This is a genomic window from Rhizobium sp. IBUN (genome assembly GCF_000510625.1).
Taxonomy (GTDB): domain Bacteria; phylum Pseudomonadota; class Alphaproteobacteria; order Rhizobiales; family Rhizobiaceae; genus Rhizobium; species Rhizobium altiplani.
In genome coordinates this window covers 80,100-105,943 of the sequence record NZ_AZNV01000022.1, presented here as the reverse complement: position 1 = coordinate 105,943, position 25,844 = coordinate 80,100, and the positions used below count along the sequence as shown (strand labels likewise).

Annotated in this window: 19 protein-coding genes and 1 tRNA gene; 2 read left to right on the top strand and 18 right to left on the bottom strand. The window is 61.0% G+C overall.

Annotation, left to right across the window (positions count from 1 at the left end):
• Positions 1-288 precede the first annotated feature (288 nt).
• The 4 genes from RHIBUN_RS0120050 to RHIBUN_RS0120030 form a co-directional block, all read right to left on the bottom strand.
• Positions 289-365, bottom strand: a tRNA-Met gene (locus tag RHIBUN_RS0120050).
• Positions 366-475: 110 nt separating this feature from the next.
• Positions 476-1,675: a tRNA 2-thiouridine(34) synthase MnmA gene (gene mnmA / locus RHIBUN_RS0120045; RefSeq protein ID WP_018116390.1), complete on the bottom strand. Its 1,200-nt coding sequence runs from the start codon at positions 1,673-1,675 to the stop codon at positions 476-478.
• A 178-nt stretch (positions 1,676-1,853) separates the two neighbouring features.
• Entirely contained in the window at positions 1,854-3,263 is a 1,410-nt protein-coding gene (gene chrA / locus RHIBUN_RS0120035; RefSeq protein WP_025660926.1) for a chromate efflux transporter, read from the bottom strand.
• Entirely contained in the window at positions 3,264-4,079 is an 816-nt protein-coding gene (locus RHIBUN_RS0120030; protein WP_025660925.1) for a sulfurtransferase/chromate resistance protein, read from the bottom strand. It lies immediately after the preceding gene.
• Positions 4,080-4,380: 301 nt separating this feature from the next.
• On the opposite strand from RHIBUN_RS0120030, the gene RHIBUN_RS0120025 reads away from it, so the two are divergent.
• Positions 4,381-5,589 (top strand): MFS transporter, encoded by a 1,209-nt coding sequence (locus RHIBUN_RS0120025; protein ID WP_025660924.1) that lies wholly within the window; start codon positions 4,381-4,383, stop codon positions 5,587-5,589.
• Between the two features lie 61 nt (positions 5,590-5,650).
• Here the strand turns inward: RHIBUN_RS0120025 and RHIBUN_RS0120020 are convergent, their stop codons facing one another.
• Complete coding sequence (locus RHIBUN_RS0120020) at positions 5,651-7,741, bottom strand: bifunctional diguanylate cyclase/phosphodiesterase (RefSeq protein ID WP_025660923.1); 2,091 nt, start codon at positions 7,739-7,741, stop codon at positions 5,651-5,653.
• A gap of 140 nt (positions 7,742-7,881) precedes the next feature.
• A complete protein-coding gene (locus RHIBUN_RS0120015) occupies positions 7,882-8,304 on the bottom strand; it encodes a helix-turn-helix domain-containing protein (RefSeq protein WP_018859225.1) in 423 nt (140 codons plus the stop codon).
• A 71-nt stretch (positions 8,305-8,375) separates the two neighbouring features.
• Here RHIBUN_RS0120015 and RHIBUN_RS0120010 point away from each other — a divergent pair, with 71 nt between their 5' ends.
• On the top strand, positions 8,376-10,616 hold the full coding sequence (locus RHIBUN_RS0120010; RefSeq protein ID WP_025660922.1) for a heavy metal translocating P-type ATPase: 2,241 nt from the start codon (positions 8,376-8,378) through the stop codon (positions 10,614-10,616).
• 27 nt (positions 10,617-10,643) lie between these two features.
• On the opposite strand, the gene RHIBUN_RS0120005 is transcribed toward RHIBUN_RS0120010, so the two are convergent.
• The 12 genes from RHIBUN_RS0120005 to tolB all read right to left on the bottom strand — a co-directional run bounded on the left by RHIBUN_RS0120005 (position 10,644) and on the right by tolB (position 25,841).
• Positions 10,644-11,831, bottom strand: coding sequence for a transporter substrate-binding domain-containing protein (locus tag RHIBUN_RS0120005; protein WP_245268003.1), 1,188 nt, complete (start codon positions 11,829-11,831; stop codon positions 10,644-10,646).
• Between the two features lie 644 nt (positions 11,832-12,475).
• Positions 12,476-12,634 (bottom strand): hypothetical protein, encoded by a 159-nt coding sequence (locus RHIBUN_RS0119990; protein WP_025660921.1) that lies wholly within the window; start codon positions 12,632-12,634, stop codon positions 12,476-12,478.
• Between the two features lie 148 nt (positions 12,635-12,782).
• Positions 12,783-14,378, bottom strand: coding sequence for a phosphoglycerate dehydrogenase (serA, locus tag RHIBUN_RS0119985; RefSeq protein WP_018859219.1), 1,596 nt, complete (start codon positions 14,376-14,378; stop codon positions 12,783-12,785).
• 86 nt (positions 14,379-14,464) lie between these two features.
• The gene (locus RHIBUN_RS0119980; protein ID WP_025660920.1) at positions 14,465-15,643 is read right to left on the bottom strand and encodes a phosphoserine transaminase; all 1,179 of its coding nucleotides are present in this window, start codon (positions 15,641-15,643) and stop codon (positions 14,465-14,467) included.
• Between the two features lie 141 nt (positions 15,644-15,784).
• Positions 15,785-16,597 carry an outer membrane protein gene (locus RHIBUN_RS0119975; protein WP_025660919.1) on the bottom strand — a complete coding sequence of 271 codons (813 nt, stop codon included), beginning with the start codon at positions 16,595-16,597 and terminating at the stop codon, positions 15,785-15,787.
• Positions 16,598-16,776: 179 nt separating this feature from the next.
• Positions 16,777-17,544, bottom strand: a complete 768-nt coding sequence (locus RHIBUN_RS0119970) for an outer membrane protein (protein WP_018859216.1) — start codon at positions 17,542-17,544, stop codon at positions 16,777-16,779.
• A 180-nt stretch (positions 17,545-17,724) separates the two neighbouring features.
• Complete coding sequence (glmM, locus tag RHIBUN_RS0119965; protein WP_018859215.1) at positions 17,725-19,077, bottom strand: phosphoglucosamine mutase; 1,353 nt, start codon at positions 19,075-19,077, stop codon at positions 17,725-17,727.
• A gap of 237 nt (positions 19,078-19,314) precedes the next feature.
• Positions 19,315-21,246 (bottom strand): ATP-dependent zinc metalloprotease FtsH, encoded by a 1,932-nt coding sequence (gene ftsH, locus RHIBUN_RS0119960; protein WP_025660918.1) that lies wholly within the window; start codon positions 21,244-21,246, stop codon positions 19,315-19,317.
• Positions 21,247-21,344: 98 nt separating this feature from the next.
• Complete coding sequence (tilS, locus tag RHIBUN_RS0119955) at positions 21,345-22,670, bottom strand: tRNA lysidine(34) synthetase TilS (protein WP_025660917.1); 1,326 nt, start codon at positions 22,668-22,670, stop codon at positions 21,345-21,347.
• Positions 22,671-22,681: 11 nt separating this feature from the next.
• A complete protein-coding gene (gene ybgF, locus RHIBUN_RS0119950) occupies positions 22,682-23,683 on the bottom strand; it encodes a tol-pal system protein YbgF (RefSeq protein ID WP_025660916.1) in 1,002 nt (333 codons plus the stop codon).
• Positions 23,684-23,843: 160 nt separating this feature from the next.
• Positions 23,844-24,374: a peptidoglycan-associated lipoprotein Pal gene (gene pal / locus RHIBUN_RS0119945; protein ID WP_007802639.1), complete on the bottom strand. Its 531-nt coding sequence runs from the start codon at positions 24,372-24,374 to the stop codon at positions 23,844-23,846.
• Between the two features lie 156 nt (positions 24,375-24,530).
• Entirely contained in the window at positions 24,531-25,841 is a 1,311-nt protein-coding gene (tolB, locus tag RHIBUN_RS0119940) for a Tol-Pal system beta propeller repeat protein TolB (RefSeq protein ID WP_018859210.1), read from the bottom strand.
• Between the last annotated feature and the right edge of the window lie 3 nt (positions 25,842-25,844).

The following is a 25,844-nucleotide window of genomic DNA, read 5'->3' as shown; positions in this document are numbered from 1 at the left end:
AGATCAGCTACCCCTTCCACGACCGCGATGCCATCGTCACCAATTGCGGCCGTCTGTGCATCCATCGCAAGAAGATCAACATCTCAACCGTCATGGCCGGCCAGAAGCTNGGCCTCAAGAAGTCGACGNCGGCATTTGGCTCGTCAGCTTCCCGCGCTATGATCTCGGATATATCGACCTCGAACAGAGGACATTGCAAACAATCGACAACCCGTTCGGCACGAGGTTGTCACCGATGTCTTAGGTACCGATTGTGACCTATGTGTCCGGGTCGGACAATCATTTGACTGGTAGCGGAGGAGGGATTTGAACCCCCGACACAAGGATTATGATTCCTCTGCTCTGACCTACTGAGCTACTCCGCCACTGGTCAACGGTGCCGTTCGCGATGCGCTCGGCCCGTGGGATGAGCGGCTTATAAGGTGCGCTTCGGCTTTGTGTCAAGCGCATGATCGAGAAAATGCCACAGGCTTTTTCAGGCCGCGACCGGGCTGGCCAACAGCGCCTTCAGCGAAGCTTCCGCCGCCGGTTCGCGCTCGGAGCGTTCGATGAAACCACCGCCATACACGCGGGCGTCGTCGCCGGGTGACGAATAGAGCGCACAGGCCTGGCCCGGCGCAACGCCAGCCTCGCCAACCGCGAGGTCGACATAGATGCCGGTCGCATCGGCATGCAGGACGGCAGGCGTCGGCGCGCGCGTCGAGCGAACCTTGGCAAAGCACACGAAGCCCTCGCCCGAAGCCGCCTCGACAAGCGGCTCGTCACCCAGCCAGTTGACATCCCGCAAATAGACGCGGTGCGTCTCCAGCGCCTCCTTCGGCCCGACAATGACCCGGCGCGAGCGGGCATCGAGATAGACGACATAGAGCGGCTCGCCGGTGGCGACGCCGATGCCGCGGCGCTGGCCGATCGTGTAGTGCAGGATGCCTTCATGCTGGCCCAGCACGCGGCCGTCGAGATGGACGATCTCGCCTGCGAGTGCCGCATTCGGCTTCAGCTTGTTGATGATGTCGGAATATTTGCCCTGCGGCACGAAACAGATGTCCTGGCTGTCGGCCTTCTTGGCGACGACAAGCCCCATCTCTTCGGCAAGCTTGCGGGTTTCTGCCTTGGGCAGACCGCCGAGCGGAAAGCGCAGGTAATCGATCTGTTCCTGCGTCGTCGCGAAGAGGAAGTAGCTTTGGTCGCGATCGGCATCAGCAGGGCGATAAAGGGCGCGGCGACCGGGATTGCCGGGGGCCGGATTGGCGCGGGAGCGAATGTAGTGGCCAGTCGCCAGCGCGTCGGCGCCAAGCTCCTTGGCCGTTGCCAGGAGATCCGCGAACTTGACCGTCTGGTTGCACGAGACGCAGGGGATCGGCGTCTCGCCGGCCACATAGCTTTCCATGAAGGGGTTGATCACCGTATCCCGGAAGCGCTTTTCGTAATCCAGGACATAGTGAGGAATACCGAGCGTTTCGCAAACGCGACGCGCATCGTCGATATCCTGGCCGGCGCAGCAGGAACCGGCACGGTGAACGGCCGCGCCGTGGTCGTAAAGCTGCAGCGTAATGCCGAGCACGTCATAGCCCTGGCGCTTGAGAATGCCTGCCACCACGGAGCTATCGACGCCGCCGGACATGGCGACGACAACGCGGGTATCTTCCGGCCTCTTGTCAAAATCCAGTGTATTCACAGGTGGCTGCCAATTCTAAGCTTGTTGCGGTCCGCCCATCTGAGCCGGCGGATTTCCTGCGTCAGAGCGGGATCGGCCGCCGGACTTTCGTTGGCGAGGATATAGAAAGGATTGGGGTCCGGCGCAAGAGGAAGCAAGTTTCATCACTCGCGCCGCCCTGGTTCGAAGCGCGGCTCGATCAGAACGACGCGATCAGCCTCCACGCCATTCCGGCAGCAGCACATCCAAGCAGTGTGGGGATCACCGACATCCTGAACCGGAAGATCGCAACCGCTGCGGCAAGGCTGAGAGCCAGCGACGGCAGGGCGAGCGACGACCAGACCGGCAGTTCGACCCATAGTGGACCGAACTGATGGACGCGAGCCTCGACAAATAGAAAGTGCAGACCGAACCAGATGGCGAGGTTCAGTATCACACCCACCACGGCAGCGGTGATCGCCGACATTGCACTTGCGAGCGCCGCATTTCCCCTGAGCTTTTCAATGAAAGGCGCACCGAGAAAAATCCAGAGGAAGCACGGCACGAACGTGACCCAGGTCGTCAGCATCGCCGCCAGCGTGGCTGCGGTCATCGGATCGAGGCCAGCCGGGTCGCGATAGGCGCCCATGAACCCGACGAACTGTAGAACCATGATCAGCGGCCCCGGAGTCGTCTCGGCCATGCCGAGTCCATCTAGCATCTCCGTCGGCCGCAGCCAGCCATAGTGCTGCACCGCCTCCTGCGCGACATAGGCGAGGACGGCGTATGCGCCGCCAAAAGTCACCACGGCCATTTTGCTAAAGAAGATGCCGATCTGCGTGAACACGTCATCTCCGCCACGGAAAACGTAGAGCAGCAGAAGCGGCCCGAGCCAGAGTGCCAGCAACACAGCCGAGATCTTAAGCGACCACACCAGGTTTGGCCGCGCATGAACCGGCGTTTCCTCACCAAGCGCGGAGTCGACATCGGCAAGGATGTGACCCGCCGCAGTTTTGTGGCCATTACCCACCTGGAAGAGCCTTGAACCGGATTTGGAACCGAGGAAGCCTGTTATCGCCGCTGCCAGAATGATGAGCGGGAATGGGACGTGGAGCACAAATATCGCCAAGAATGCCACTAGCGCGATAACGACCATCGCGGGATTTTTGAGCGCCCTGCCCCCGATCCGAATGACCGCTTGCACGACGACCGCAAGCACGGCGGCCTTGAGGCCGAAGAACATGCCTTCGACGGCCTCGACGTTGCCAAATATCACGTAGACGTAGCTTAAGGCCAGGATGGAGAGGAAGCCGGGCAAGACGAAAAGGATGCCGGCCACAAGGCCTCCTGCCGTCCTGTGCATGAGCCAGCCAATATAGATGGCGAGCTGTTGCGCCTCTGGCCCGGGTAACAGCATGCAGTAGTTGAGGGCGTGCAGAAAACGGTGTTCGCCGATCCACTTCTTTTCGTCGACGACGATCCTGTGCATGACGGCGATCTGCCCGGCCGGGCCGCCGAAACTCAACGCCGCCACGCGCAACCAGACGCGAAAGGCCTCGCCGAAGGAGACACCGTGACCCGTCCCGCCCGTCGTGTCGTCGGCGGGCCTGTTCGTGGCAAGATTGGTCATCTAACTTCCCTTCTTCGCGGAGGGCCAGTTGTGCGTTTCGTCGGTCGCGTCGCGGCACCATCGGTAGAAGGCATCGTAAAGGGTCATGCCGGCCTGCAATTGCTCGAGGTCATCGGCAAACATCCGCGAGAGCCCGAGCGAAGCCGCCAGCAATCCCGCTGCTTCGGGTGCAAGATCGAGCCTTGCGGTGTCGGCAGCCCGGACGATCGTCGCAAGCCTGAGGAGCGGCTGGGATTGAAGGGTGAACTCCTCCAGCATGATATCGAAGGAGCAACGCTCGCCACGATGGCTCCAGAAGACATCCTCGATGTCGAACGGTGTTGCGCCGAACCGGTCGGCGACCATCAGCACTTCAGCGGTCGGAACGAACAGGAAGACAGCCGATGGATCGACGAAGCGGCGGATCAACCAGGGGCAGGCGATACGGTCGATCTTCGGGCGCGCGCGCGTGACCCAAACCGTCCGCCCCTTCGCGTCCCGCGGCGGCAGCTTATCGTCCGGCACGGCGAGACCGCCTGCCTTGATCCATGCCTCGAACCCGCCTTCCAGTGTTTCGGCCTGCGTACCCATGACGCGAAGATGCGCGGCAACGCCGTGGCTAAGCTTGGCGCCGTGGTGGCAGACAATGACGGCCGGGCCGTGGGTTTCGGCACCCCACTCCTCCACATCCTTGAATGGCTTGCGGATCGATCCGGGAATGAGACGAGGATCGGCGGAAAAGTCCTCGTCATTGCGCACATCGATCAAGACAGGCGCACCCGGCGTGCCGATGAGGCGGTTCAGTTTGTCGGCTGAGATTTCGGTGAATGACGGCATCGCGCGTCCTCCGTTTTAGCGGCTTCGTTGGACGCGACTCTTCGGCTGGCGCCTCGTGGGGTGATCGCGACCCCATGGACCATATGATCCACGCGTGAATCGGCTATGTCAACATTTTCCGCCTGCTTGCGCTGCCGGCAAACAATTGAGATGTAACGATTGATCCCGCAGCGGCTAGACTGAAGTGTCCGAGCGCACGAGGAGGACGATATCACGCTAGGCTTCGGACGCTTTTTCAGGTCGCCGTCAGATTTCGAAAGCAGAAGACCCTGGCGGGTTCGTTTGTGAAAGGTAGTTCGATATGGTCGACGTTGCCGGCTCGCGACCCGCAGCCCTGCGGGCGATCCCGAAAGGCGTCTGGGCTCTCGGCTTCGTTTCGCTGTTCATGGACATCTCCTCCGAGATGATCCACGCGCTGCTTCCGGTGTACATGGTTGCCATCCTCGGCACTTCGGCATTTGCAGTCGGCGTGATCGAAGGCATTGCCGAGGCGACCGCCGCCATCACCAAAGTGTTTTCCGGAGCGCTCAGCGATTGGCTTGGCAAGCGAAAGCTGCTCGTGACCCTGGGCTACGGAATGGCCGCGCTGACAAAGCCAGTGTTTCCCCTGGCACCGTCGCTGGGCTGGCTCGTAACCGCGCGTTTCGTGGACCGCGTTGGAAAGGGCATCAGGGGCGCACCGCGCGACGCCTTGATAGCCGACATCAGCCCGAAGGAAATCCGCGGCGCAAGTTTCGGTCTGCGTCAGTCGCTGGACACGGTCGGCGCCTTCCTTGGGCCGGCACTGGCCTTGGGTCTGATGTGGTGGACCGCCGACCACTATGCGACGGTCTTCTGGATCGCCGTCATACCGGCGTTCTGCTCGGTCGCGATCATCCTCTTTGTCGTCAAGGAACCGCCGCATGCCGACCAAGGGCGCGCTCGGGTGCCGCTCCGAGCCTCGGAACTCGTTCGACTGCCTGTGATCTACTGGCTGGTCGTTGCCGTCTCTGCTGTCTTCACCCTTGCACGGTTCAGCGAGGCCTTCCTCATCCTTGATGCTCAACAGATGGGACTTCCCGTCATGTTCGTTCCGATCGTCCTGATCGTCATGAACATTGCCTATGGATTCTCGGCTTATCCGGTAGGCGTCATGGCGGATCGTGTCGACAGGATAACCCTGCTGATGGTCGGGCTGGCGCTTCTCGTTCTCGCCGACCTCAGCCTCGCGTTTCTTCCCGGGCTGGCAGGCCTCGGGATTGGAGTACTGCTGTGGGGGCTCCACATGGGCTTTACACAGGGCCTGCTGGCGACCCTTGTTGCGGATGCCGCACCCGCCGAACTGCGCGGAACCGCCTTCGGCATCTTCAACCTGATTGCGGGTGTCGCCCTTCTCGCCGCGAGCGTGCTCGCCGGCGCCCTCTGGGATTGGGGCGGACACCAGATAACCTTTCTCGCCGGCGCAGCCTTTGCCTCGCTCGCCGGCCTTTCGCTGCTGCCGTTGAAAAGGCGGCTTAGAACTGCTTTATAAATCAGGAGCTTGCCCCGTCAGCGATCCACGCAGCAAAGCTGACACCTTCGAGGTAATGATTTCAGGAGCCGGTCGCGGCAAGCAAGGGAGAGGCTCCGCCGTAAATCAGGGCCTCCGCCTCGGCCTGCTGCATAGGCGTGCCAAGCAGGAAGCCTTGTACTTCGCTGAAGCCTTCGGCGCGCAATTTCCGTAACTGCTCTTCGGTCTCGATCCCTTCCGCAAGCGTTGTCGCGTTGAAACCGGAGCCGATGCCGACGACCGCGCGCACGATCGCCAAGTTACCCGGATCCGTTTCGATGCCGGAGACAAAGCTGCGGTCGAGCTTGATCTTGTCGAAGGCAAAGGCGCGCAGATAACTGAAGGAGGAATAACCGGTGCCGAAATCGTCAATGGCGATGCGGATGCCGAGTTCCTTCAACGCCCGCAAGAGCGGCAGGCTCTGCTCAACGTCGGCGAGGAAGACTGACTCGGTGATCTCGATCTCAAGGCGTTCAGGACGGAGACCGGTCTCATCCAGTACCGCAACAACGGTCGCAAGCAGGCTGTTGTGGCGAAATTGGCACACGGAGAGATTGACGGCGATCTTGAGGTGATCGGGCCAGGCCGCCGCCGCCCGACAGGCTTCGCGCAGCACCCACTCGCCGATCTGAATGATAAGGCCCGTCTCCTCGGCGATGGGTATGAATTCCATCGGCGGGACCAGCCCTCGTACGGGATGGCGCCAGCGGATCAAGGCCTCGAAGCCCGCCAGACCATCGTCATCAAGTTGCACGATTGGCTGGTAGTGCAGTTCAAACTGGCCCTTTAGCAGCGCCTCGTGAAGCTCGGCCGTGAGCATGTGCCTGCGCTCGGCTTCGAGGCGCATTTCAGGAAGATAAAAGCGATAGGTCGAGCGACCACTTTCCTTCGCTGCGTAGAGCGCAAGGTCCGCGTTTCGCATCAGGACATCGTCGTCCTCGGCGTGCTCCGGCGCAAGCGCAATGCCGATGCTGCAGGTGACATGCTCGTCGACGCCATCAAGATCAAATGGGGCCGATAACGATCGGAGCAGCCGTTCGGCAAAGCGTTCAATGTTCTCACGTCGCTCCAGTCGGAGCAGCAGCGCAAACTCGTCGCCGCCGAGACGCGCGACGAGGTCGCCATCGGCGACAAGCTGCATCAGGCGCCCTGCGACCTGGCATAGCAGCGCATCGCCCGCGGCATGCCCTTTGCTGTCATTGATATGCTTGAAGTGGTCGACATCGAGGTAAAGCAGCGCCAGCGGGTTTTCCGTCGTGGCGACCGGTGCCTCCCGCTGGATATGATCGGCGAAAGAGGCGCGGTTCGGCAGGCCCGTCAGCGCATCGTGCATTGCCATGAAAGCGAGACGAGCCTCGACCGATCGCTCCTCGGTTACGTCCTGGGAAATGCCCAGGACATAGCGCGGCACGCCGCCGTCCGGTGCGGGCAGAGCCCGCTTGATCGTCCGCAGAATCCGCGGCGTCCCATCGGCGCGCTGCATCGTCTCTTCGAAGCTGATGGTTGTACCTGCCCCGAGAGCTCGGGAATCCTGCTCGCGAAAGATCGCCGTTTGCTTCTCTTCGAAAATGATGGAGTCGCTCTGACCGATGATACCTTCTGGATCGTGGCCGACGATGACCCCACACGCTTCGTTGAAAAGGATGTAGCGTCCGTCTTCTTCCATGTCCTTCACGAAGACGCCTACGGGCAGGTTGTCGACGATACTGTCCAGCATTGAGCGTGTATCGCTCACCTGCCTTTGGGCTGCGTTGACCTCGGTCCGGTCCTGCACGATCGCGAGGATCGCATCCCGTCCGTCGAAGCGAACCGCCCGTCCGTAGGTGAGCACTTCCAGGGTTTCGCCATTGGCCTTCAAATGCGTCCAGCGCTCCGCACGCTCCATATCCGTACGGGCCTGCACGGCATCGCGCATTCGCTTGCGCTCTTGCTCCGGCCTGATGTCGAGGACCGTCATGCGCGCGTAGTCCTGGCGCGAATAGCCGTAGAGATCGACGGCAGCATTGTTGACGATCAGGAAGCGAAGGCTGCCGGGTTCGTAGACCCACATCGGCGACGGATGGGTTGCAAACAGCGACTGAAAATCATCGTTCGGCGCATCGATCGGAGCAAATGCTTTCTGGAAACCGGTCATACTAGATCACAAGAAGTAATGGCAGCGGATCGACGGGTTATAGGTCGAAAAGCTAAACAAAAACAGAATCATAATTCGCACAAACTTTAGGCGCAACGCCTTTGGATTGTGCATTGCGGTATTTCTGCCTCCCTTCCCCATCAGTGATGGGCATGGCTGCACTGGCCGTGATCCGCCAGCACCTCGATGACACGGCACTGATCGACGCGGCCGTGACCGCAGCCTTCCACCATCAGCTCCAGCTCCGCTTTCAGCGCCATCAGGCTTCGGATCCTCTGCTCGACTTCGATTAGGCGCGCCTTGGCGATCGCGTCTGCAGAGGCGCATGACTGGTGCGGGTCGTCCTGCAGGGTCAGGAGGGTGCGGATCGCCTCCACTTCGAAGCCAAGCTCGCGGGCATGACGGATGAAGGCGAGCCTGCGCAGATCCGCCGGCTCGTAGGAACGTTGGTTGCCTTCGCTCCGGTTCGGCTCCGGCAGGAGGCCGATGCTCTCGTAGTAGCGGATCGTCGGCACTTTGACGCCGCTTTTCCGGGAGGCTTCGCCGATCGTGATCGTTTTCATGATTTTCCTCTTGCACCTCTAGTCGCTAGAGGATGTAGGGAGGATGCTTCTGTCTGACAAGGAAGCGGATCATGGGTGAAACTGTCGAGAAACGTTACAGGGTTGGTGGCTTGGATTGCGCCAGCTGCGCAGCCAAGATTGACACCGCCGTCCGACGCATCCCAGGTGTCGAAGACGTTTCTATCTCCGTGACCGCGGGGACGATGACTGTACGCCACGACGGCAGCAGCGATCTTGTCGCCATCGAAAAGAAAGTGACGAGCCTTGGCTATTCCGTCTCGCAGGTGACCGGAAGGATGCCAGTGGATACACAGCCGGCAGACCATTCCCACCATGACCATGACCACAGTAATCACGACCACGCGGGGCATAATCACGCAGGTCATGAGCATGTAGCGGAAAGAGTGCCTGACGCGCTGGACGGGCTCCACGGTCACGAGGCCCCTATGGCCGGACCTTGGTGGCACAGCAAGAAGGGCCGGCTGACAATCTTTGCCGGCGCAGCCCTCGTTATAGCTTACGTCATCGGCCACCTCGTGCCGGCAATTGCGCCCTACGCGTTCATCATGGCAGTGCTCGTCGGCCTTGTTCCAATCGCCCGACGCGCAATCGTCGCTGCCTTCGCTGGCACGCCCTTTTCGATCGAGATGCTGATGACGATCGCGGCGGTTGGCGCGGTGATCATCCAGGCCAGCGAGGAAGCCGCCGCCGTGGTCTTCCTGTTTCTGGTTGGCGAACTGCTGGAAGGCATCGCCGCCGGCAAGGCACGCGCGAGCATCCAGTCGCTGGCGACCCTGGTCCCGAAACGCGCCTTCCTCGAAGAGGATGGCAAGACCCGGGAAGTGCCCGCCGAGAGCCTCGCCGTCGGTTCGACGATTCTGGTTCGTCCGGGCGACCGCATCGCGGCGGATGGCACCATCCTGTCCGGCGAAAGTGCAATCGACGAAGCGCCGGTCACCGGCGAAAGTACGCCCGTGCAAAAAGGCGTGGGCGACACCGTTTTTGCAGGTACCGTCAACGGCGACGCGGCTCTTCGGGTCAAGGTGACGGCAGCGGCGGCGGACAACACGATTGCGCGTGTCGTCCGGCTGGTCGAAGCGGCGCAGGAATCAAAGGCGCCGACGGAGCGCTTCATCGACCGTTTCTCTCGTTACTATACGCCCGGCGTCGTCGTGGTTGCCGCCCTTGTCGCGATCCTGCCGCCGCTTCTTGCCGGCAGCGCCTGGAACGAATGGATCTACAAGGGCCTCGCCATATTGCTGATCGGCTGCCCCTGTGCCCTCGTGATCTCGACCCCGGCCGCGATTGCCGCCTCGCTTTCTTCTGGAGCGCGCCGCGGTCTGCTGCTGAAAGGCGGCGCGGTTCTCGAGACCCTCGGCAAAGTCACTGCCGTAGCATTCGACAAAACAGGCACGCTGACGGAAGGCAAGCCGCAGGTGACCGATGTGATCGCGTTTGGAAAGGACGAAGGCGAAGTCCTGAAATATGCCGCTGCCCTTGAGACAGGATCCAGCCATCCGCTGGCGCTTGCAATCCTGGCGCGAGCAACCGCCGCCGAGATCACCCTCCCCGCAGCAAGCAACGCCAAGGCTCTGGGAGGAAAAGGCATCACCGGGACCGTCGAGGGCCAACCCGTATTCTTCGGATCTCCCAAAGCCGCCAGCGAACAAATCCCTCTTTCATCGGATCAGGTCGCGCGCATCACGGCGCTCAACGACGATGGAAAAACAGTTTCGGTACTAATCGTCGGCGACACGCTGGCAGGAGCCATCGCCATGCGTGACGAACCGCGCGATGACGCCGAGCCCGGCCTTGAGAGATTGACCGAGGCAGGCATCAAGACTGTCATGCTAACGGGTGACAATCACCGTACCGCAAAAGCGATTGGCACACAGCTCGGCATCGAGGTACGCGCCGAACTGATGCCGGAGGACAAGCAACGCATCGTGACCGAGCTGAAGCGCGGCGGCCTGATCGTTGCCAAGGTTGGCGACGGCATCAACGACGCCCCTGCCCTTGCGACCGCCGATGTCGGTATCGCCATGGGCGGCGGCACCGATGTGGCGCTCGAAACTGCCGATGCCGCGATCCTGCATGGTCGCGTCAGCGACGTTGCGGCGATGATCGCGCTCTCCAAGCGCACCATGCGCAACATCGTCCAAAACATCACCATCGCGCTCGGCCTGAAGGCGGCATTTCTCGTGACCACCATCGCAGGCATCACTGGCCTCTGGCCGGCGATCCTGGCCGATACCGGCGCAACGGTGCTGGTCACCATCAATGCGCTGAGACTGCTGAAGCCGGCCAGGTAAGGGGTTAAGCAGGCACCGCTCTTTCGCTCATCGTTTTTCTCCGAGGTACTGAAAGATCGTTCGTTTCCAACGCGGATCGTGAATCGCCTGAAGGACGGCGACGTCGATTGCCTTTCGATACGGTCTGCCGAGCGGCATGGCGAGCCCGTAGCTTTGGGGCTCGAAATCGACATCCAGGACTTGCACGCTGCTGGAGAAATGCTGCTCCACAGTCCACGCTAAAAGCGGCTTGTCGTAGACGAAGGCATCGATCGATCCTGTTTCGAGCGCCTTCAGCCCGTCGGCAACCTGGGCAAATGTGCGGTGCTTGATGCGCTCGCCGTCCAGGAAGCCGATGGTCGCCGAATTGGCAAGCGTGCCAACGCGCACGCCCGGCAGATCCTCCACGCCATTGACCAGCCCGCGCATCTGCCTCGTCGTCAGTGCGGAAGTGACGCTGGCGGTGAACACGGCGATCGTGATGATCGATACCACCATCCAGATGATCGCAAGCGCCCTCCCCGCAACGGTGATCGGCCCGCGATGCCCGGTGCTTGCCTGCGTCATGGCCTCCGCGGACCACCAGATGCTCGCTCCCAAACCGCGTCCGACCGGTCCGCCGAAGTCGTCGTTGTGGCGCCGCTCGAACAGCCACACCAGTGCGCCGACCAGCAGGGAGATACCGATCAGCGCTCCCGCCGCCTGCAGGAATCCCGCTGAGATCATTGTCCGGGTGATTTCGCGCCACACCGACACGCTGTTGACTGACACAGCGATCCCCAGGCCGGTATCGTAGAAGGGCTGACTGAAATCCACGCGGCGTTCGCGGTCGGCCGTGATGGTGATCGCTGCGACGGAAACATCGTAGTCGCCCCGCGATGTGGCTTCGATGAGTTTTTGAACATCGGGCTCTTCGGCGAGGCGAAACTGCAGCCCTAGCTTCTGCGCGACCTCGCGCCAGAGCTCAATGGAAATGCCGCTCCAATTGCCATCGGCATCCTTCATCGCAAATGGCGGTGCCTGCTTGGTGCCGATAACAAGTTCGCGCTGAGGGAAATCTTGCCTGTCGGTCTGCTGCGGAACCTGCCCATAGACATAGGCGCAGCCGACTGCAGTTCCACTGAAGGCCGAGAAAGCGATAAGCGCGCCCCGGATATGGCGGCCCGCAGTGCGCACCCACCCACGTATGCCAGTCGCAAACGCTGCAACGGAGACTGCCACGATACCCGTTCTCACCAGCCTCCAACTCCGAAAAGAACCGCGCGCCAAGGCTGCCTAGTCCTGGGCAACGGCCTGGGCAGCGGTCCGAAGCGAGCCACGAAAGAACGCAAATTAGAAGTACGTTACGGTAAAATTTGCGCTTCGCCCGCCCTTCATACGCCTACGATTTTCAAAGGCACTGGGTCAGGTACAAAACCTCTGCGTTAGTCTCGCTGCGCAATTTGCACGCAGTGGGAACATTTCGCTCGCTGGGGCGTTAACGTTGAGAGGAGGAGTAACATGACGAATGACTTCAACAGACCAAACCCGAATACCTCGGCGTCCAAGAGCAGGACGCTGTGGATTGTTTTGGCAGCCATTGTCGTTATCGTAGCATTAGCAGCCACTTATTGGCCGAGAACACAAACCGGTTCGACCGCGACGGCACCGAACGCACCGGCTCCGACCACTTCCGAGCCGGCGTCACCGCCACCTGCATCGACTGCACCCGCGACACCGCCAGCAGCTGAGACTCCTGCCGCTCCAGCTCCTGCTGCCCCGGCTACCGAGACTCCGGCCGCCCCGGCGCCAGCCGCTCCGGCTCCAGCGAACCCGCAGTAGCCGCGAGCCCGCTTGCTCAGGCGGGTTTAACCTGCAAACATAAAGGCCGGCCGCTCGACTTAGTTCGCGCCGGCCTTGAGGATGCGATGCGTGCTGACATCCAGCGCATTGCCCGCTTCCCTGCCGTCCTTGGCAAGACCGTTCGCCGTGTTTGCGCAAGCTGACAGGCTGATGAGTGAGGCGAGCGCAAGGGCGATAGCGACGACTGACTTTGTCATGAAAGCTCCCAAATTGGTTGTTCAACAACCGTAGAAAGAGACCGATGGTCGCCCCTGACAGGGATCAACGTGGTCGACCGAAAGACAAAACGAGAAAACCCGGCGCAGGTTCCCACGCCGGGTTTTCTCATTGCCTGGGGAGCAAAACTCAATCGACTGAGAACACCAGCGGCTTTGCCTGGCGGATCGCCGAGTGTGCTGTCAGCTTGGCCAGAACCTCATCGCCAATCGGACCATCGACGTAAAGCAGCGCGATAGCATCGCCCCCCTGCTTGTCGCGGCCGAGCTGGAAGTTCGCAATGTTGACGCCAGCGGCGCCTAGCGTCGTACCGATGAAGCCGATCATGCCGGGTACGTCGGTGTTGGCGATGTAGACCATGTGCGAACCGACATCGGCATCAAGGTTGATGCCCTTGATCTGGATGAAGCGCGGCTTGCCGTCAGAGAAGACCGTGCCGGCGATCGAACGCGTCATCGTGTCGGTCTTGACGGTAAGCTTGATGTAGCCGTCGTAGACGCCGGTTTTGTCACGCTTGACCTCGGATAGCACGATGCCCTTTTCCTTGATCATGATCGGCGCCGAAACCATGTTGACGTCGGCGACCTGGTTGCGAATGAGGCCGGCGAGCAAAGCCGAGGTCAGCGCCTTGGTGTTCATCGTGGCCGTCGCGCCATCGTACAGGATCTCGATTTCCTTGATCGGATCTTCCGACACCTGGCCGACAAAAGCACCGAGAACGTCGGCAAGCCGGATAAACGGCTTCAGGATCGGTGCTTCTTCAGCAGTGATCGACGGCATGTTGATGGCGTTGGAGACCGCACCCTTGACGAGGTAATCCGACATCTGCTCGGCGACCTGAAGGGCGACGTTTTCCTGTGCTTCCGTGGTCGACGCACCCAGGTGCGGCGTGCAGACGACGTTCGGCAGGCCGAACAGCGGGCTCTCCTTGGCGGGCTCGACCTCGAAGACGTCGAAGCCGGCGCCGGCGACGTGGCCGGACTTGATGGCTTCTGCGAGCGCTGCTTCGTCAACCAGGCCACCACGGGCGCAGTTGATGATGCGAACGCCGGGCTTCGTCTTGGCGAGGTTTTCCTTGCCGAGGATACCGCGGGTCTTGTCGGTCATCGGAACGTGCAGCGTGATGAAGTCGGCCTTGGCCAGCAGCTCGTCGAGCTCAACCTTGGTGACGCCCATTTCCTGCGCGCGCTCGGCCGACAGGAAGGGATCGTAGGCCAGAACATGCATGCCGAGGCCGATAGCCTTCTTGCAGACGATGCCGCCGATGTTTCCGGCGCCGATGACGCCGAGCATCTTGCCGGTGATTTCGACACCCATGAACTTCGACTTTTCCCACTTGCCGGCCTGCGTCGAGGCATCGGCCTGGGGCAGTTGGCGGGCAACGGCGAACATCAGCGCAATGGCATGCTCGGCCGTGGTGATAGAGTTGCCGAACGGCGTGTTCATGACGATGATGCCTCGCTTGGAGGCGGCCGGGATATCGACGTTATCGACGCCGATGCCGGCGCGACCGATGACCTTGAGATTGGTCGCAGCGGCGATCAGCTTTTCCGTCGCCTTGGTGGCGGAGCGGATGGCGAGACCATCGTAGTTGCCGATGATTTCGGCGAGCTTGTCCTTGTCCTTGCCGAGCTGCGGCTGGAAATCGACTTCGACGCCACGATCACGGAAGATCTGGACAGCGGTTTCCGACAGTTCGTCGGATACGAGAACGCGAGGTGCCATTGCGGGGCTTCCTTCAAAAAGTTCAGCGATGGATGAAATCAGGGATGCGAGGCTCCGCCCGTTCGGCGGAGCCGGATGCTATCAGCTCAGGCAGCAGCCTGGGAAAGCGTCGCCTTCTGGGTCGCGAACGCCCAGGAGAGCCACGGCATCAGCTTCTGCATGTCGGCAGTCTCGATCGTGGCACCTGCCCAGATGCGCAGGCCCGACGGTGCATCGCGATAGTGGCCGATATCATAGGCGACACCTTCCTTGTCGAGCAGGCTGACGACGCCCTTGGCGAAGTTCGCCTGACCATCGGCGTCGAGCGCCAGAACGTCCTTGTCGACGATCTTCAGGCAGACGGACGTGTTGGATGCCGTCTCCGGCTTCACCGCCAGGTTGGCGATCCAGTCGTTGGCAGTAACGAAGTCCGCAATTACCTTGGCGTTGGCATCGGCGCGGGCCATCAGGGCCTTGAGGCCGCCGACTTCCTTCGACCAGAGCAGTGCATCGATATAGTCCTCGACGCAGAGCATGGACGGCGTGTTGATGGTCTCGCCGCTGAAGATGCCTTCGATCAGCTTGCCGCCCGAAGTCATGCGGAAGATCTTCGGCAGTGGCCAGGCCGGCGCGTAGGTGAGCAGACGCTCGACAGCGCGCGGAGACAGGATGATGACGCCATGTGCGCCCTCGCCGCCCAGAACCTTCTGCCAGGAGAAGGTGACTACATCGAGCTTGGCGAAGTCGAGATTCTGTGCGAAAGCGGCCGAGGTGGCGTCGCAGATCGTCAGACCCTTGCGATCAGCCGGAATGAAATCGGCGTTCGGAACGCGAACACCGGAGGTGGTGCCGTTCCAGGTGAAGACCACGTCGCGGTCGAAATCGATGGTGGAAAGATCCGGCAGCTCGCCGTAGCCAGCTTCGATCTTGCGGACGTCTTTCAGTTTCAGCTGCTTGACGACGTCGGTAACCCAACCAGCGCCGAAGCTTTCCCAGGCGACCATGTCGACGCCGCGCTCACCGAGCAACGACCAGAGGGCCATTTCAACGGCGCCAGTGTCGGATGCGGGAACGATACCGATGCGGTAATCCGCCGGCACTTCCAGAACGTCACGGGTGAGATCAATGGCCTGCTTGAGCTTCGTCTTTCCGATCTTCGCGCGGTGCGAACGGCCAAGAGCCGCATCGGAAAGGGCTTCGAGCGACCAACCGGGGCGCTTCGAGCAAGGGCCAGAAGAAAAATGAGTATTGTTCGGACGTACGTCCGGCTTTGCGGTCTTCGCCATGTGCTATCCTTCCAGATAGATAGCTCCTCGTTGGGGAGGAGTGTCCCGCCGCCGTCGTTATAGGGCGGTGGGATCGAAGTCAAGCAGCCGCTGTCGCTAGGAGAGAGATTTTTAGCGTATGCGCGTCATTGCGCCGCGGACTTACCAGCCGGCGATCCGCAAGCCGACACGGATTTCGTATCGCGTCAGTCCGTCGTCGCGACCGCTTGATCCCGAAGGACCCGTAAACATGCTGCTGCCGGCAATGTCGGAGAAGCGGTAGCCGACATCGATCTTAATGGTATCCGTAACCTCATAGCTGAGGCCGGCCATCAGCGCATAAGTGAAGCGCCAGCTGCTTTCGCCATTGAGTTCTTGCTGGGAGAACGCCGCTCCCGAGCAGGTCGAAGCACCATCCGTGCACGCGGGTTGCGCATGCACGTTCCCCCATTTTACATTGGTCGCCCCGATCCCGGCACCGACATAAGGGGTGAAACCGGCAATCGTCGCGAGGTCGGCATAGCCGTTCGCCATCACGCCATAGGCCCGAAGATCGCCGCGCGCACCGAAGGCGCAGCCGGTTCCGACGGCTGCGGATGCAGCACAAGGCAAATCGGTGCGGGCTGTTCCGGTGAACTTGCTTTTGAAAAAGTCGCCCGTGAAGTCGGCGCGCCAGATGTCGGTGAATTGATAGCCGATACCGGCACCGCCTGAAATCGGCCTGGAAAAACGTGCCGGATCGAATTCGCCGCCAGCAGTGGCGCCCCCGGCGTCAGTAAAGCGGTAGGCCGGCGCTTCGTTTCCTGTCCACGGCGCATAGCCAAGATCACCGCGAAGATACCAGCCCCGTGCCGATGCATCGCCGGCAATGGTGACCTCGGGTGCCTGCGTAATCGGGGGTTCCTCCGCCATCGCCGGACGGCCGAACAGAGCGAAGCTTGCCGCCGTGGCGCGGATGATGGTGGACGATTTCATTGCAATTCCCGACCGGGCAGAGAAATGCCCGCATGACTGACCATCCGGGCATTATTCCAACCAGATGCTAACGCGCGGTTAACTATGTTTGTTAACTTCGATCGGGGACGGGGAGAAACGAAAAAGGCCGACCTGACGGCGGCCTTGAAGTCGAGGCGCTCGCAACAATGGGGTGTCGGCTATTGCAGCGAATAGCGCAGGCCGAGTTTGAAATCGTGCGAGGTAATGTTGTCGAAGTGCATCGGGCCGGTGTTCACCGTGTTGTCGTAGGAACGGAGCGGGCCGGTTTTTGCGTCGCCAAGATCGACGTAGCTATAGCCAAAATCGACGGTGAGGCGATCTGTCACTTGATAGCCGATGCCGGCATGGAGCGCCCAAGCAAAGTTCCAAGTGGATTCACTGTCACCATAAGCAACGCCTTGGGTCGGGACGTTGACGTCCCTGAACCGAGAGATCGTGTTGCGTGAGGCACCGATGCCGGCGCCGACATAAGGCGTAATGCCTTCCCATGTGCCGATGTCGACATAGGCATTGGCCATCAACAGCCATTCCGATTTGGCAGCATCGTAGTCATTTGTACCATCCCAGACGGGTCCCGTCGCATCGGTATGACCGTAACGATCGAGCGCGGAAAAATCGGTCTTGCCGCGATACTGAACGATCGCATCGCCGCGGAGCCACTGGTTGAATTGATAACCGACGCCCAACCCACCGAGCAGGCCACTGTCAAATGAGCCCTCATCCGGAAATTCGTGGAGTTCCACGTCGTCAAACAATTCGTGCTGCATACTGCCAAGACGCTGGTTAGTCATGCCCAAGTCCCCGCGCAGGTACCATCCGCCGAAGGCGGGAGGGGGCGGAGGAGCCGGATCGACATAAAGATCGGCAGCGAGAACCGGGCCACCTGCCGTCAACGCCGCAGCCAGGGCAATCAAAAATCTCTTCATAGTATGCTCCAGAAACAATCGATGCCCGGGCGTGCGTCATTCGACCACGCCCGGCTTTTATTCATCCGGAGTCTTACAAATTAGAGTTAATGTCAGATTAAATTCAGAAAATCTTTAGCATGATCTTGCGCACATGGCCGGACGCCGAAACAATGCCCGCCATGTTCACAAATACGGACGTCACGCGGCGTCGCGCGCACCACCGATTATACCAACCAGATCATTGACGATGCGTTCGATCTGGCCGCGGTCATCGCCTTCAGCCATGACCCGGATCAGCGGTTCGGTGCCGGACGGGCGGATAACAAGGCGGCCGCTATGACCGAGCTCGGCTTCTGCATCGGCGATTGCCTTCCGCACACGGGCGTCTTCAAGCGGCTTGCCGCCGGAAATGCGCACATTGCGAAGGAGCTGCGGCACTGGCTCGAAGCGGCGGCAAACTTCGCTCACCGTCTTGCCGGTCCGCTTGACCGCAGCAAGGATCTGCAATGCGGCCACCAGACCGTCGCCCGTCGTACCGTAGTCCGACAGCACGATGTGACCGGACTGCTCGCCACCGACGTTGTAGCTGTGCTGGCGCATGTGCTCGACGACATAGCGGTCACCGACCATCGTGCGTACGAGGCCGAGGCCCTTATCCTCGAGGAAGCGCTCCAGCCCGAGATTCGACATCACCGTCGCAACGATACCGCCGCCGCGAAGCTGCTGGCTTTCGGCAAAGCTCTCGGCAATGACAGCCATCAGCTGGTCGCCGTCCACAACAGCGCCGTTCTCATCGATGATGATCACGCGATCGGCGTCGCCGTCGAGCGCAATGCCGATATCGGCACGGACTTCATCGACCTTCTTCTGCAGAGCAACCGGGCTGGTCGAGCCGCAATTGAGATTGATGTTCGTGCCGTTCGGCTCGTTGCCGATGGTCACGACGTCGGCGCCGAGTTCCCAGAGAACAGCGGGCGCCACCTTGTAGGCGGCTCCGTTTGCGCAGTCGATCGCGATCCTTAAGCCTTGTAGCGTGACGTCACGCGGCAGCGTGCGCTTGGCATGCTCGATATAGCGGTCGTGCACGCCGTCAACACGCTTGGCGCGGCCGATGTCGTCGGCCTTGGCAAGCTGCGTCGAGAGATCCTTTTCGAGCAGATCCTCGATCTGCGATTCCAGATCGTCCGACAGCTTATAGCCATCTGGCCCGAATAGCTTGATGCCGTTGTCCTGGTAGGGATTGTGGGACGCCGAGATCATGACGCCGATGTCGGCGCGCAAGGACCGCGTCAGCATCGCCACGGCTGGCGTCGGGATAGGACCGAGAACAAAGGCATCGACGCCCGCAGCAGTGAAGCCTGCGACCATCGCGTTTTCGAGCATATAACCAGAAAGGCGGGTGTCCTTGCCTATGACAACGCGATGACGGTGGTTGCCTCGGCGAAAGATCGTTCCGACTGCAATCCCGACCCGCATCGCAAGGTCGGGTGTCATTGGGAACACATTGGATTGACCGCGAATACCGTCTGTACCGAAATAGCGTCTTTTCATATGCACCCCTGTGCCTTAGCGCGCCTTCAGGCTGCGCATTATTACTTGCAAAAATCACGTCGCCACGGGCGAATGTCGTTACAAGAGCTTCGAGTGAAGCCTCCCTATGTCACCGGCATGACATAAATCGCTGTCACCATCACGTAAATTCGCGAGAAAATCCATTACATCGCGTTACCGACGCGAAAGGCCGGAGTCCAGACTGGACCCCGGCCTTTCAGGCATTCTCAAGATAAATCAATGCGGCTGCGGCTCTAGGCCGGCTTCAGGCTCGTCACCCTTAGCCACCGGTCGGCTACCGGTCTTCGGAACGGCCGAGCCGCGGCTGGGCGGCGCGTCGTCGCCGAGATCGCGCGAAGGCTTTTCGCCGCGAATCAGCGCCTTGATTTCCTCGCCCGTCAACGTCTCGTATTCGAGCAATCCTTCGGCCAGCGCGACGAACTCGTCATGCTTGTCGGTGAGGATATCGCGGGCCTGGGTATAGGCCTCGTCGATCAGGCGGCGAACTTCGTTGTCGATCTTCTGGGCGGTGGCCTCGGAGACGTTCTTCGACTGCGAAACAGAGTGGCCGAGGAAGACTTCCTGCTGGTTTTCGCCGTAGGCCACCTGGCCGAGCTCGTCGGAGAAGCCCCATTGGGTGACCATCGCACGAGCAAGCTTGGTGGCTTGCTCGATGTCTGAGGATGCACCCGATGTGATGTTCTCCTTGCCGAAAGTCAGTTCCTCAGCAACGCGGCCGCCCATCATGATGCAGAGGCGCGAGACCATCCACTTGTAGCTCATCGAGTAGCGGTCGCCCTCGGGGAGCTGCATCACCATGCCAAGCGCACGGCCGCGGGGGATGATGGTTGCCTTGTGCAGCGGATCGGCGACCGCCACATTGAGTGCGGTGATCGCGTGACCGGCTTCGTGATAGGCCGTGAGCTTCTTTTCAGCCTCGGTCATCGCCGAAGAGCGGCGCTCGGCGCCCATCATGATCTTGTCCTTGGCGTCCTCGAATTCCTGCATGGTCACGACGCGCTTGTTGCGGCGCGCAGCCATCAAGGCAGCTTCGTTAACGAGGTTCATCAGATCCGCGCCGGAGAAGCCGGGCGTACCGCGAGCCAGAACCTTGAGATCGACGTTCGGTGCCAGCGGAACGTTGCGAGCATGAACCTTCAGGATACGCTCGCGACCGACGATGTCGGGGTTCGGCACGACCACTTGGCGGTCGAAGCGGCCCGGACGCAGAAGTGCGGGATCGAGAACGTCAGGGCGGTTCGTCGCCGCGATCAGGATGATGCCCTCGTTTGCTTCGAAGCCATCCATCTCGACCAGCAACTGGTTCAGCGTCTGCTCACGTTCATCGTTACCGCCGCCGAGACCGGCGCCGCGATGGCGACCGACAGCGTCGATTTCGTCGATGAAGATGATGCAGGGCGCATTCTTCTTGGCCTGTTCGAACATGTCGCGGACACGGCTTGCGCCGACGCCGACGAACATTTCGACGAAGTCGGAGCCCGAGATCGTGAAGAACGGCACATTGGCCTCGCCTGCAACAGAGCGGGCGAGCAGCGTCTTGCCGGTGCCCGGAGGGCCAACCAACAGAACGCCACGCGGAATCTTGCCGCCGAGGCGCTGGAATTTCTGCGGATCACGCAGGAATTCGACAATTTCCTCAAGGTCTTGCTTGGCCTCGTCGACGCCTGCGACGTCATCGAAGGTCACCCGGCCATGCGCTTCGGTCAGAAGCTTGGCCTTGGATTTGCCGAAGCCCATCGCACCGCGTGAGCCTCCCTGCATCTGCCGCATGAAGAAGAGCCAGACGCCCAGTATCAACAGCATCGGCAACAGCGTACCGATATAGCTCAGGAAGCCCGAAGAGCCATCGGTTTCCGGGCGCGCCGAAACGAGGACATTCTTCTGCTGGAGGCGATCGAGCAGGCTGCCGTCAACAACAGGCGTATAGGTCTGGAAGGTGGTGCCGTTTTCAACATAGGTGCCGGTGACGCGGTTGCCCGTGACGACGACTTCCTTGACGCGGCCCGCATCCACTTCCCGCAGGAACTGCGAGTAAGGGATCTCGCGGGAGCTGGTCTGCGCCGGCGACGTCTGGAACATGCTGAACAGGGCAATCAGCAGAAGCGCAATGATTGCCCACAAGGCGAAATTACGTAAGTTAGGGTTCATCGAACTCCCCAGCACTGGAACAGCCACCTCATGGCGACCGTCTTATTTGGTCTCTAACATAGGATTGCCTTGGGTGAATGCCAAGGAAAACTGGACTGTTAGATAGATTTTCCGTCAATAAGACCTAAAGGCGGTTTTGGATAGGGGCGCGTTCCAAAGGCAGCCGCAAGCCTGTCGGCAAAGATGAAGTCAAATCGTGTCAAAAAACGGTCGAACGGCGAGAAATAGGGACTGATCCTGACTTTCTCGGCAACACGAGAGGGAACTTCGGACCCAGCAGCGTCGACGACGCATGGCGCCGCTGACCGGGCCTGCCTGAGCACGCCCCTCGGTAGCCGGTCGCTCTGCATCTCAGCTCCGCCGGCAACGACGCCGATATCCGTCGGGGCTGCATTTTCAACCAGGAACCGCCTGTCCCAGACGCCGCGCGTGCCCGGCGCCAGCGTCAACGGCAGGATCCCACGGTTTTCACGAACGAGAAAAAGCCCGTCGCGCCGAAGGTCAAACACTACCCTGCCCGCGGTCATCCGATCTGGCTGATCGCTTTTGATAAGCGCCAGCACATCGTCCGTCTGCTTGCGTCCGAGCGGGAACGCCTGCCCGCCGAAAACCGCAGCAAGGCGCGCAATCGCATAATCAAGAATGCCCCTCTCCGAGGTGAGTCCGGCCGGGAGTACCTGGCCGACCAAGGGAGAATGCATAACGAAATGCTGATCCAGCCATCTAGCCGCCGAAGCGGCGACGCTCGTGCGCCAGTCACCGGCCTCGCCCGCATCCGGGACGGCATCCACCTCGTCGGCGAGGCGGGATCGCATCCGCACACGTTCATAGGTCGGGTCATCATTGCTTGGGTCGTCGATCCAGCCGACATGTCTCGTGCGAAGATATTCGCGGATCGCCTCTCGCCGACAGCTAAGCAGCGGTCGGGCAACCCAAATGCGGCGATCAAAGAGCACGAGATCGGCGATGCCGGTGCTTGGCTGTTCTGAGCGCTCCGACCGCATGGCGAGCGTCTCGCGCTGATCGTCTGCCGTATGCGCGGTTACAACGATGTCGGCGTTGAAGTTCTCGGCGGCTTCGGCAAGCAGCGCGTAGCGGGCGTCGCGCGCAGCCGCCATGAGGCCGGCCTTGGGCTTTTCGCCCTGCCAGACTTTAACGACGTGAGGGATATCGAGCGACCCGCAGAGGGCAGCAACCTGGCGCGCCTCCTCGGCCGATTCTGTCCGCAGTGCATGATCCACTGTAACAGCGCAAAGAGAGATTTTCGAGTTGGGTACAGCCTTGCTCGCTTCGGCAAGAGCCAAAAGCAGGCCTGTTGAATCGCTTCCGCCCGAAATCGCAACAAGGATGCGCGAGGGCCCGATCAGCGAGTCAAGGAAACGGCGCGCTGCCGTCTCAGGTAGGAGGGGGCTATCCGGGCGCAAACCGGAAGGCCTTAGCAGGCGAGACGCTTTTGCTCGCTGGCAACCTTGGTTATCACGGCACGCGAAGCCTTGGGGTAACGCTTCGAGACTTCCCGCAGCGTGGCGCATGCGGTTTCCGTATTGTCGAGCGCCGCAAGCGACATGCCCAGCTTGAGAAGCATTTCCGGCGCCTTTTCGGAGCTGCCATACTTCTTGTGAGCATCGAGGAACGTCTTGGCGGCCTCATTGTACTTGCCCTGCGAGTAGAGCGCTTCGCCAAGCCAGAAATTGGCATCCGCCGCGCGGGCGCTGCTCGGGTATTGAGCGATGTACTGGGTGAACTCCTGCTCGGCCGTCGAATAGTCCCCGGAAAGCACGTGGCCGTAGGCGGCCTTGTATTGGTCGGCTTCGCTGCCGAGCGAGGCCGTCTGCGACGAACGGCGGGAATCGACGCCAGGAACCGGGCCGGATCCGACCGTGGCATTCTCGTTGACCGAGCCTCCGACCGGATTGCCGCTCTGGTCGAACTGCATCGAACCGAGCTGCTTCGGCGGCTGGCCGAGACCATCATTTGCAGGAACGTCGGTCGAGGGAGCCGTTTCGGCTCCCTGCGGTGCTTGGATTACGCGGGCGACATCGTCACCACCGCTCCGGCCCTGCGCCGGAGGAGGCACATCGGCTTCGCTCTTTTTCATCGTCTTGGAGCTGCTGCCGGCACTACTGCCGCCGCCCTTTTCCAGCTCCTGGAAGCGGAATTCGTTGTCTTCCTGCGCCTTGCGAATCGTTTCCTGCATCTGCAGGAGCTGGAAGCTCATCTCTTCGATGCGGCCGTTCAGCTGGCGCAGCTGTTCTTCCAGCTGCTGGATGCGAACCTCAGGGCCGCCCGCCTGCACGTTTACAACCGGTGCCTGCGGTTGCCGATTGGCAGCCTTGCCGCCGATCTGCCACCCGAAAAGCGACGTCGCATTCGCCGATTGGCCCGCCCCGGCCACGGCCGCGAGGCACAGCATGCCCGCAACGACAAATTTCTTCATATGGTTTGTCCTGTCCCTGTGATTCTTCGCACCCATTGGCACGAACAGGAGATTTTTCCAATTGCTTTCAAAAAGCAACGGAAACTGGCCAAAGTGTGTTCAAAAAGAAAAGGCGGCCCGCGTTGGAGCCGCCTTTCGAAATTGTAATATTTCCCGGCAATTACATGCCGGCGCCACCGAGAACGGTAACGGCCCGGCGGTTCTGCGACCAGCAGGAAATATCGTCGCAGACGGCAACCGGGCGTTCCTTGCCGTAGGAGATCGTCTTCATGCGCTGTGCCGGAACGCCGCGCGAAGCAAGGTAATCCTTGGTGGCCGCTGCACGGCGAGCGCCGAGAGCAAGGTTGTATTCGCGCGTGCCGCGTTCGTCGGCGTGGCCTTCGATGGTGATCGCGTACTTCGGATAGCGGGCAAGCCACTGAGCCTGGCGGTCGAGGGTCTGGGAAGCGTCCGCGCGGATCGAGGTGGAGTCGGTGTCGAAGAAGATGCGATCGCCGACGTTGACGGTGAAGTCCTGTGCAGAACCGGGCGTTGCGGCGCCGGCACCGAGGCCCAGGTCACCGGCGCTGTTCGCCATGTTCTTCTTGTTGGCGCAACCGGCCAAGGCAAGACCGGCGACAAGCGCGATCATGACGGGGTTACGGGCGAAATTCTGCATGCGGCTCATTGCCGGGGTGTGAATTCGGCTCATGGCCGGTCTCCTTGCGACTTGATTAAGGTTGCCGGACTGTAACCTCGTTGGGTTAATCGGCATTCAAGAATTATGGTTAACAAATGGTTGATTTGTCCCTCAGTCGCCCCAATCAGGGATTTTTGCGGCGACAAAAAGGCACATCCACAGGCTTTCCTACTCGAGAAGCGGCGACCAGGCCGGGTCCGAAGCGAAGTTCGGCGTCTTGATGAGCTGCTCGTTGTAGCCCGTCAGATCGATCGAGTAGAGCTGCGGACCGCCGGCACCAGCTGCCTGGCGGAAGAACATGATGACGCGGCCGTTCGGCGCCCAGGTCGGGCCCTCGTTATGGAAGCCCGTCGTCAGGATGCGTTCACCCGAACCATCAGGCTTCATGACGCCGATCGAGAACTTGCCGCCCGACTGCTTGGTGAAGGCGATCAGATCGCCGCGCGGAGACCAGACCGGCGTCGAGTAGTTGCCGTCTCCGAAGGAGATACGGGTTTGGCCGGAGCCATCGGCATTCATCACGTAGATCTGCTGGTGGCCGCCACGGTCGCTTTCGAAGACGATGCGGTTGCCATCAGGCGAATAGGACGGCGAGGTATCGATCGCAGCAGTGGACGTCAGGCGCGTCGTGGTGCGCGAACGCAGATCCATCGTGTAGATGTTTGCGTTGCCTTCCTGCTGAAGGCTCATGACGACTTTCTGTCCGTCAGGCGAGAAGCGCGGCGAGAAGGTCATGCCCGGAAAGTTGCCGACCACTTCGCGCTGTCCAGTTTCCAGTTGCAGCAGGTAAACCCGCGGCTGCTGGTTGGCGAAGGACATGTAGGTGACTTCCTGGCGGTTCGGCGAGAAGCGCGGCGTCAGCACGAGATCGCTGCCGTTCGTCAGCATGCGCACGTTGTAGCCGTCCTGGTCCATGATGGCGAGCTGGCGCTTGCGCTCCTGCTTCGTGCCGGACTCGGATACGAAGACGACGCGCGTATCGAAGTAGCCCTCTTCGCCGGTGATCTGCTTGTAGATCGCATCGGCGATAATATGGGCAACGCGACGCCAGTTCTCAGGCTGGGTGTAGAACTGCTGGCCCGTCATCTGCGTGCCGGCAAAAGTATCCCAAAGTCGGAACTCGGCGCGCAGGCGCCCGTCGCTTTCCTGCGTCACGCGACCGGTAACGAGGGCCTGCGCATTGATGACCTTCCAATCTTCGAAGCGCGGAGCGGCATCCGGGTTGGAGATCTTCTCGATGAAGGCGTTCTTGTTGATCGGCGCAAAGAGGCCGGAGCGCTGAAGGTCGGCGGCAACCACCTGCGACACCTGGGCGCCCATGTCGCCTTGCAGGAAATCGGTGATCGCGATCGGCAGTGGCTCGACATTGCCCTTGTTGATGTTGATTTCGACAAGCGCGTTGGCCGGCGTGGCGACAACCGCTGTGGTTATCATGCCGACGGCGACCATCAAGGCGCGAATGAGGGAACACTTGGTCATGGA

Bases quoted from the DNA above. Each gene is read 5' to 3' on its own strand.
- chrA (WP_025660926.1), bottom strand. From the start codon at position 3,263: ATGACCAATCTTGCCACGAACAGGCCCGCCGACGACACGACGGGCGGG.
- RHIBUN_RS0120030 (WP_025660925.1), bottom strand. From the start codon at position 4,079: ATGCCGTCATTCACCGAAATCTCAGCCGACAAACTGAACCGCCTCATC.
- RHIBUN_RS0120025 (WP_025660924.1), top strand. From the start codon at position 4,381: ATGGTCGACGTTGCCGGCTCGCGACCCGCAGCCCTGCGGGCGATCCCG.
- RHIBUN_RS0120020 (WP_025660923.1), bottom strand. From the start codon at position 7,741: ATGACCGGTTTCCAGAAAGCATTTGCTCCGATCGATGCGCCGAACGAT.
- RHIBUN_RS0120015 (WP_018859225.1), bottom strand. From the start codon at position 8,304: ATGAAAACGATCACGATCGGCGAAGCCTCCCGGAAAAGCGGCGTCAAA.
- RHIBUN_RS0120010 (WP_025660922.1), top strand. From the start codon at position 8,376: ATGGGTGAAACTGTCGAGAAACGTTACAGGGTTGGTGGCTTGGATTGC.
- RHIBUN_RS0119990 (WP_025660921.1), bottom strand. From the start codon at position 12,634: ATGACAAAGTCAGTCGTCGCTATCGCCCTTGCGCTCGCCTCACTCATC.
- serA (WP_018859219.1), bottom strand. From the start codon at position 14,378: ATGGCACCTCGCGTTCTCGTATCCGACGAACTGTCGGAAACCGCTGTC.
- RHIBUN_RS0119980 (WP_025660920.1), bottom strand. From the start codon at position 15,643: ATGGCGAAGACCGCAAAGCCGGACGTACGTCCGAACAATACTCATTTT.
- RHIBUN_RS0119975 (WP_025660919.1), bottom strand. From the start codon at position 16,597: ATGAAATCGTCCACCATCATCCGCGCCACGGCGGCAAGCTTCGCTCTG.
- RHIBUN_RS0119970 (WP_018859216.1), bottom strand. From the start codon at position 17,544: ATGAAGAGATTTTTGATTGCCCTGGCTGCGGCGTTGACGGCAGGTGGC.
- glmM (WP_018859215.1), bottom strand. From the start codon at position 19,077: ATGAAAAGACGCTATTTCGGTACAGACGGTATTCGCGGTCAATCCAAT.
- ftsH (WP_025660918.1), bottom strand. From the start codon at position 21,246: ATGAACCCTAACTTACGTAATTTCGCCTTGTGGGCAATCATTGCGCTT.
- ybgF (WP_025660916.1), bottom strand. From the start codon at position 23,683: ATGAAGAAATTTGTCGTTGCGGGCATGCTGTGCCTCGCGGCCGTGGCC.
- pal (WP_007802639.1), bottom strand. From the start codon at position 24,374: ATGAGCCGAATTCACACCCCGGCAATGAGCCGCATGCAGAATTTCGCC.
- tolB (WP_018859210.1), bottom strand. From the start codon at position 25,841: ATGACCAAGTGTTCCCTCATTCGCGCCTTGATGGTCGCCGTCGGCATG.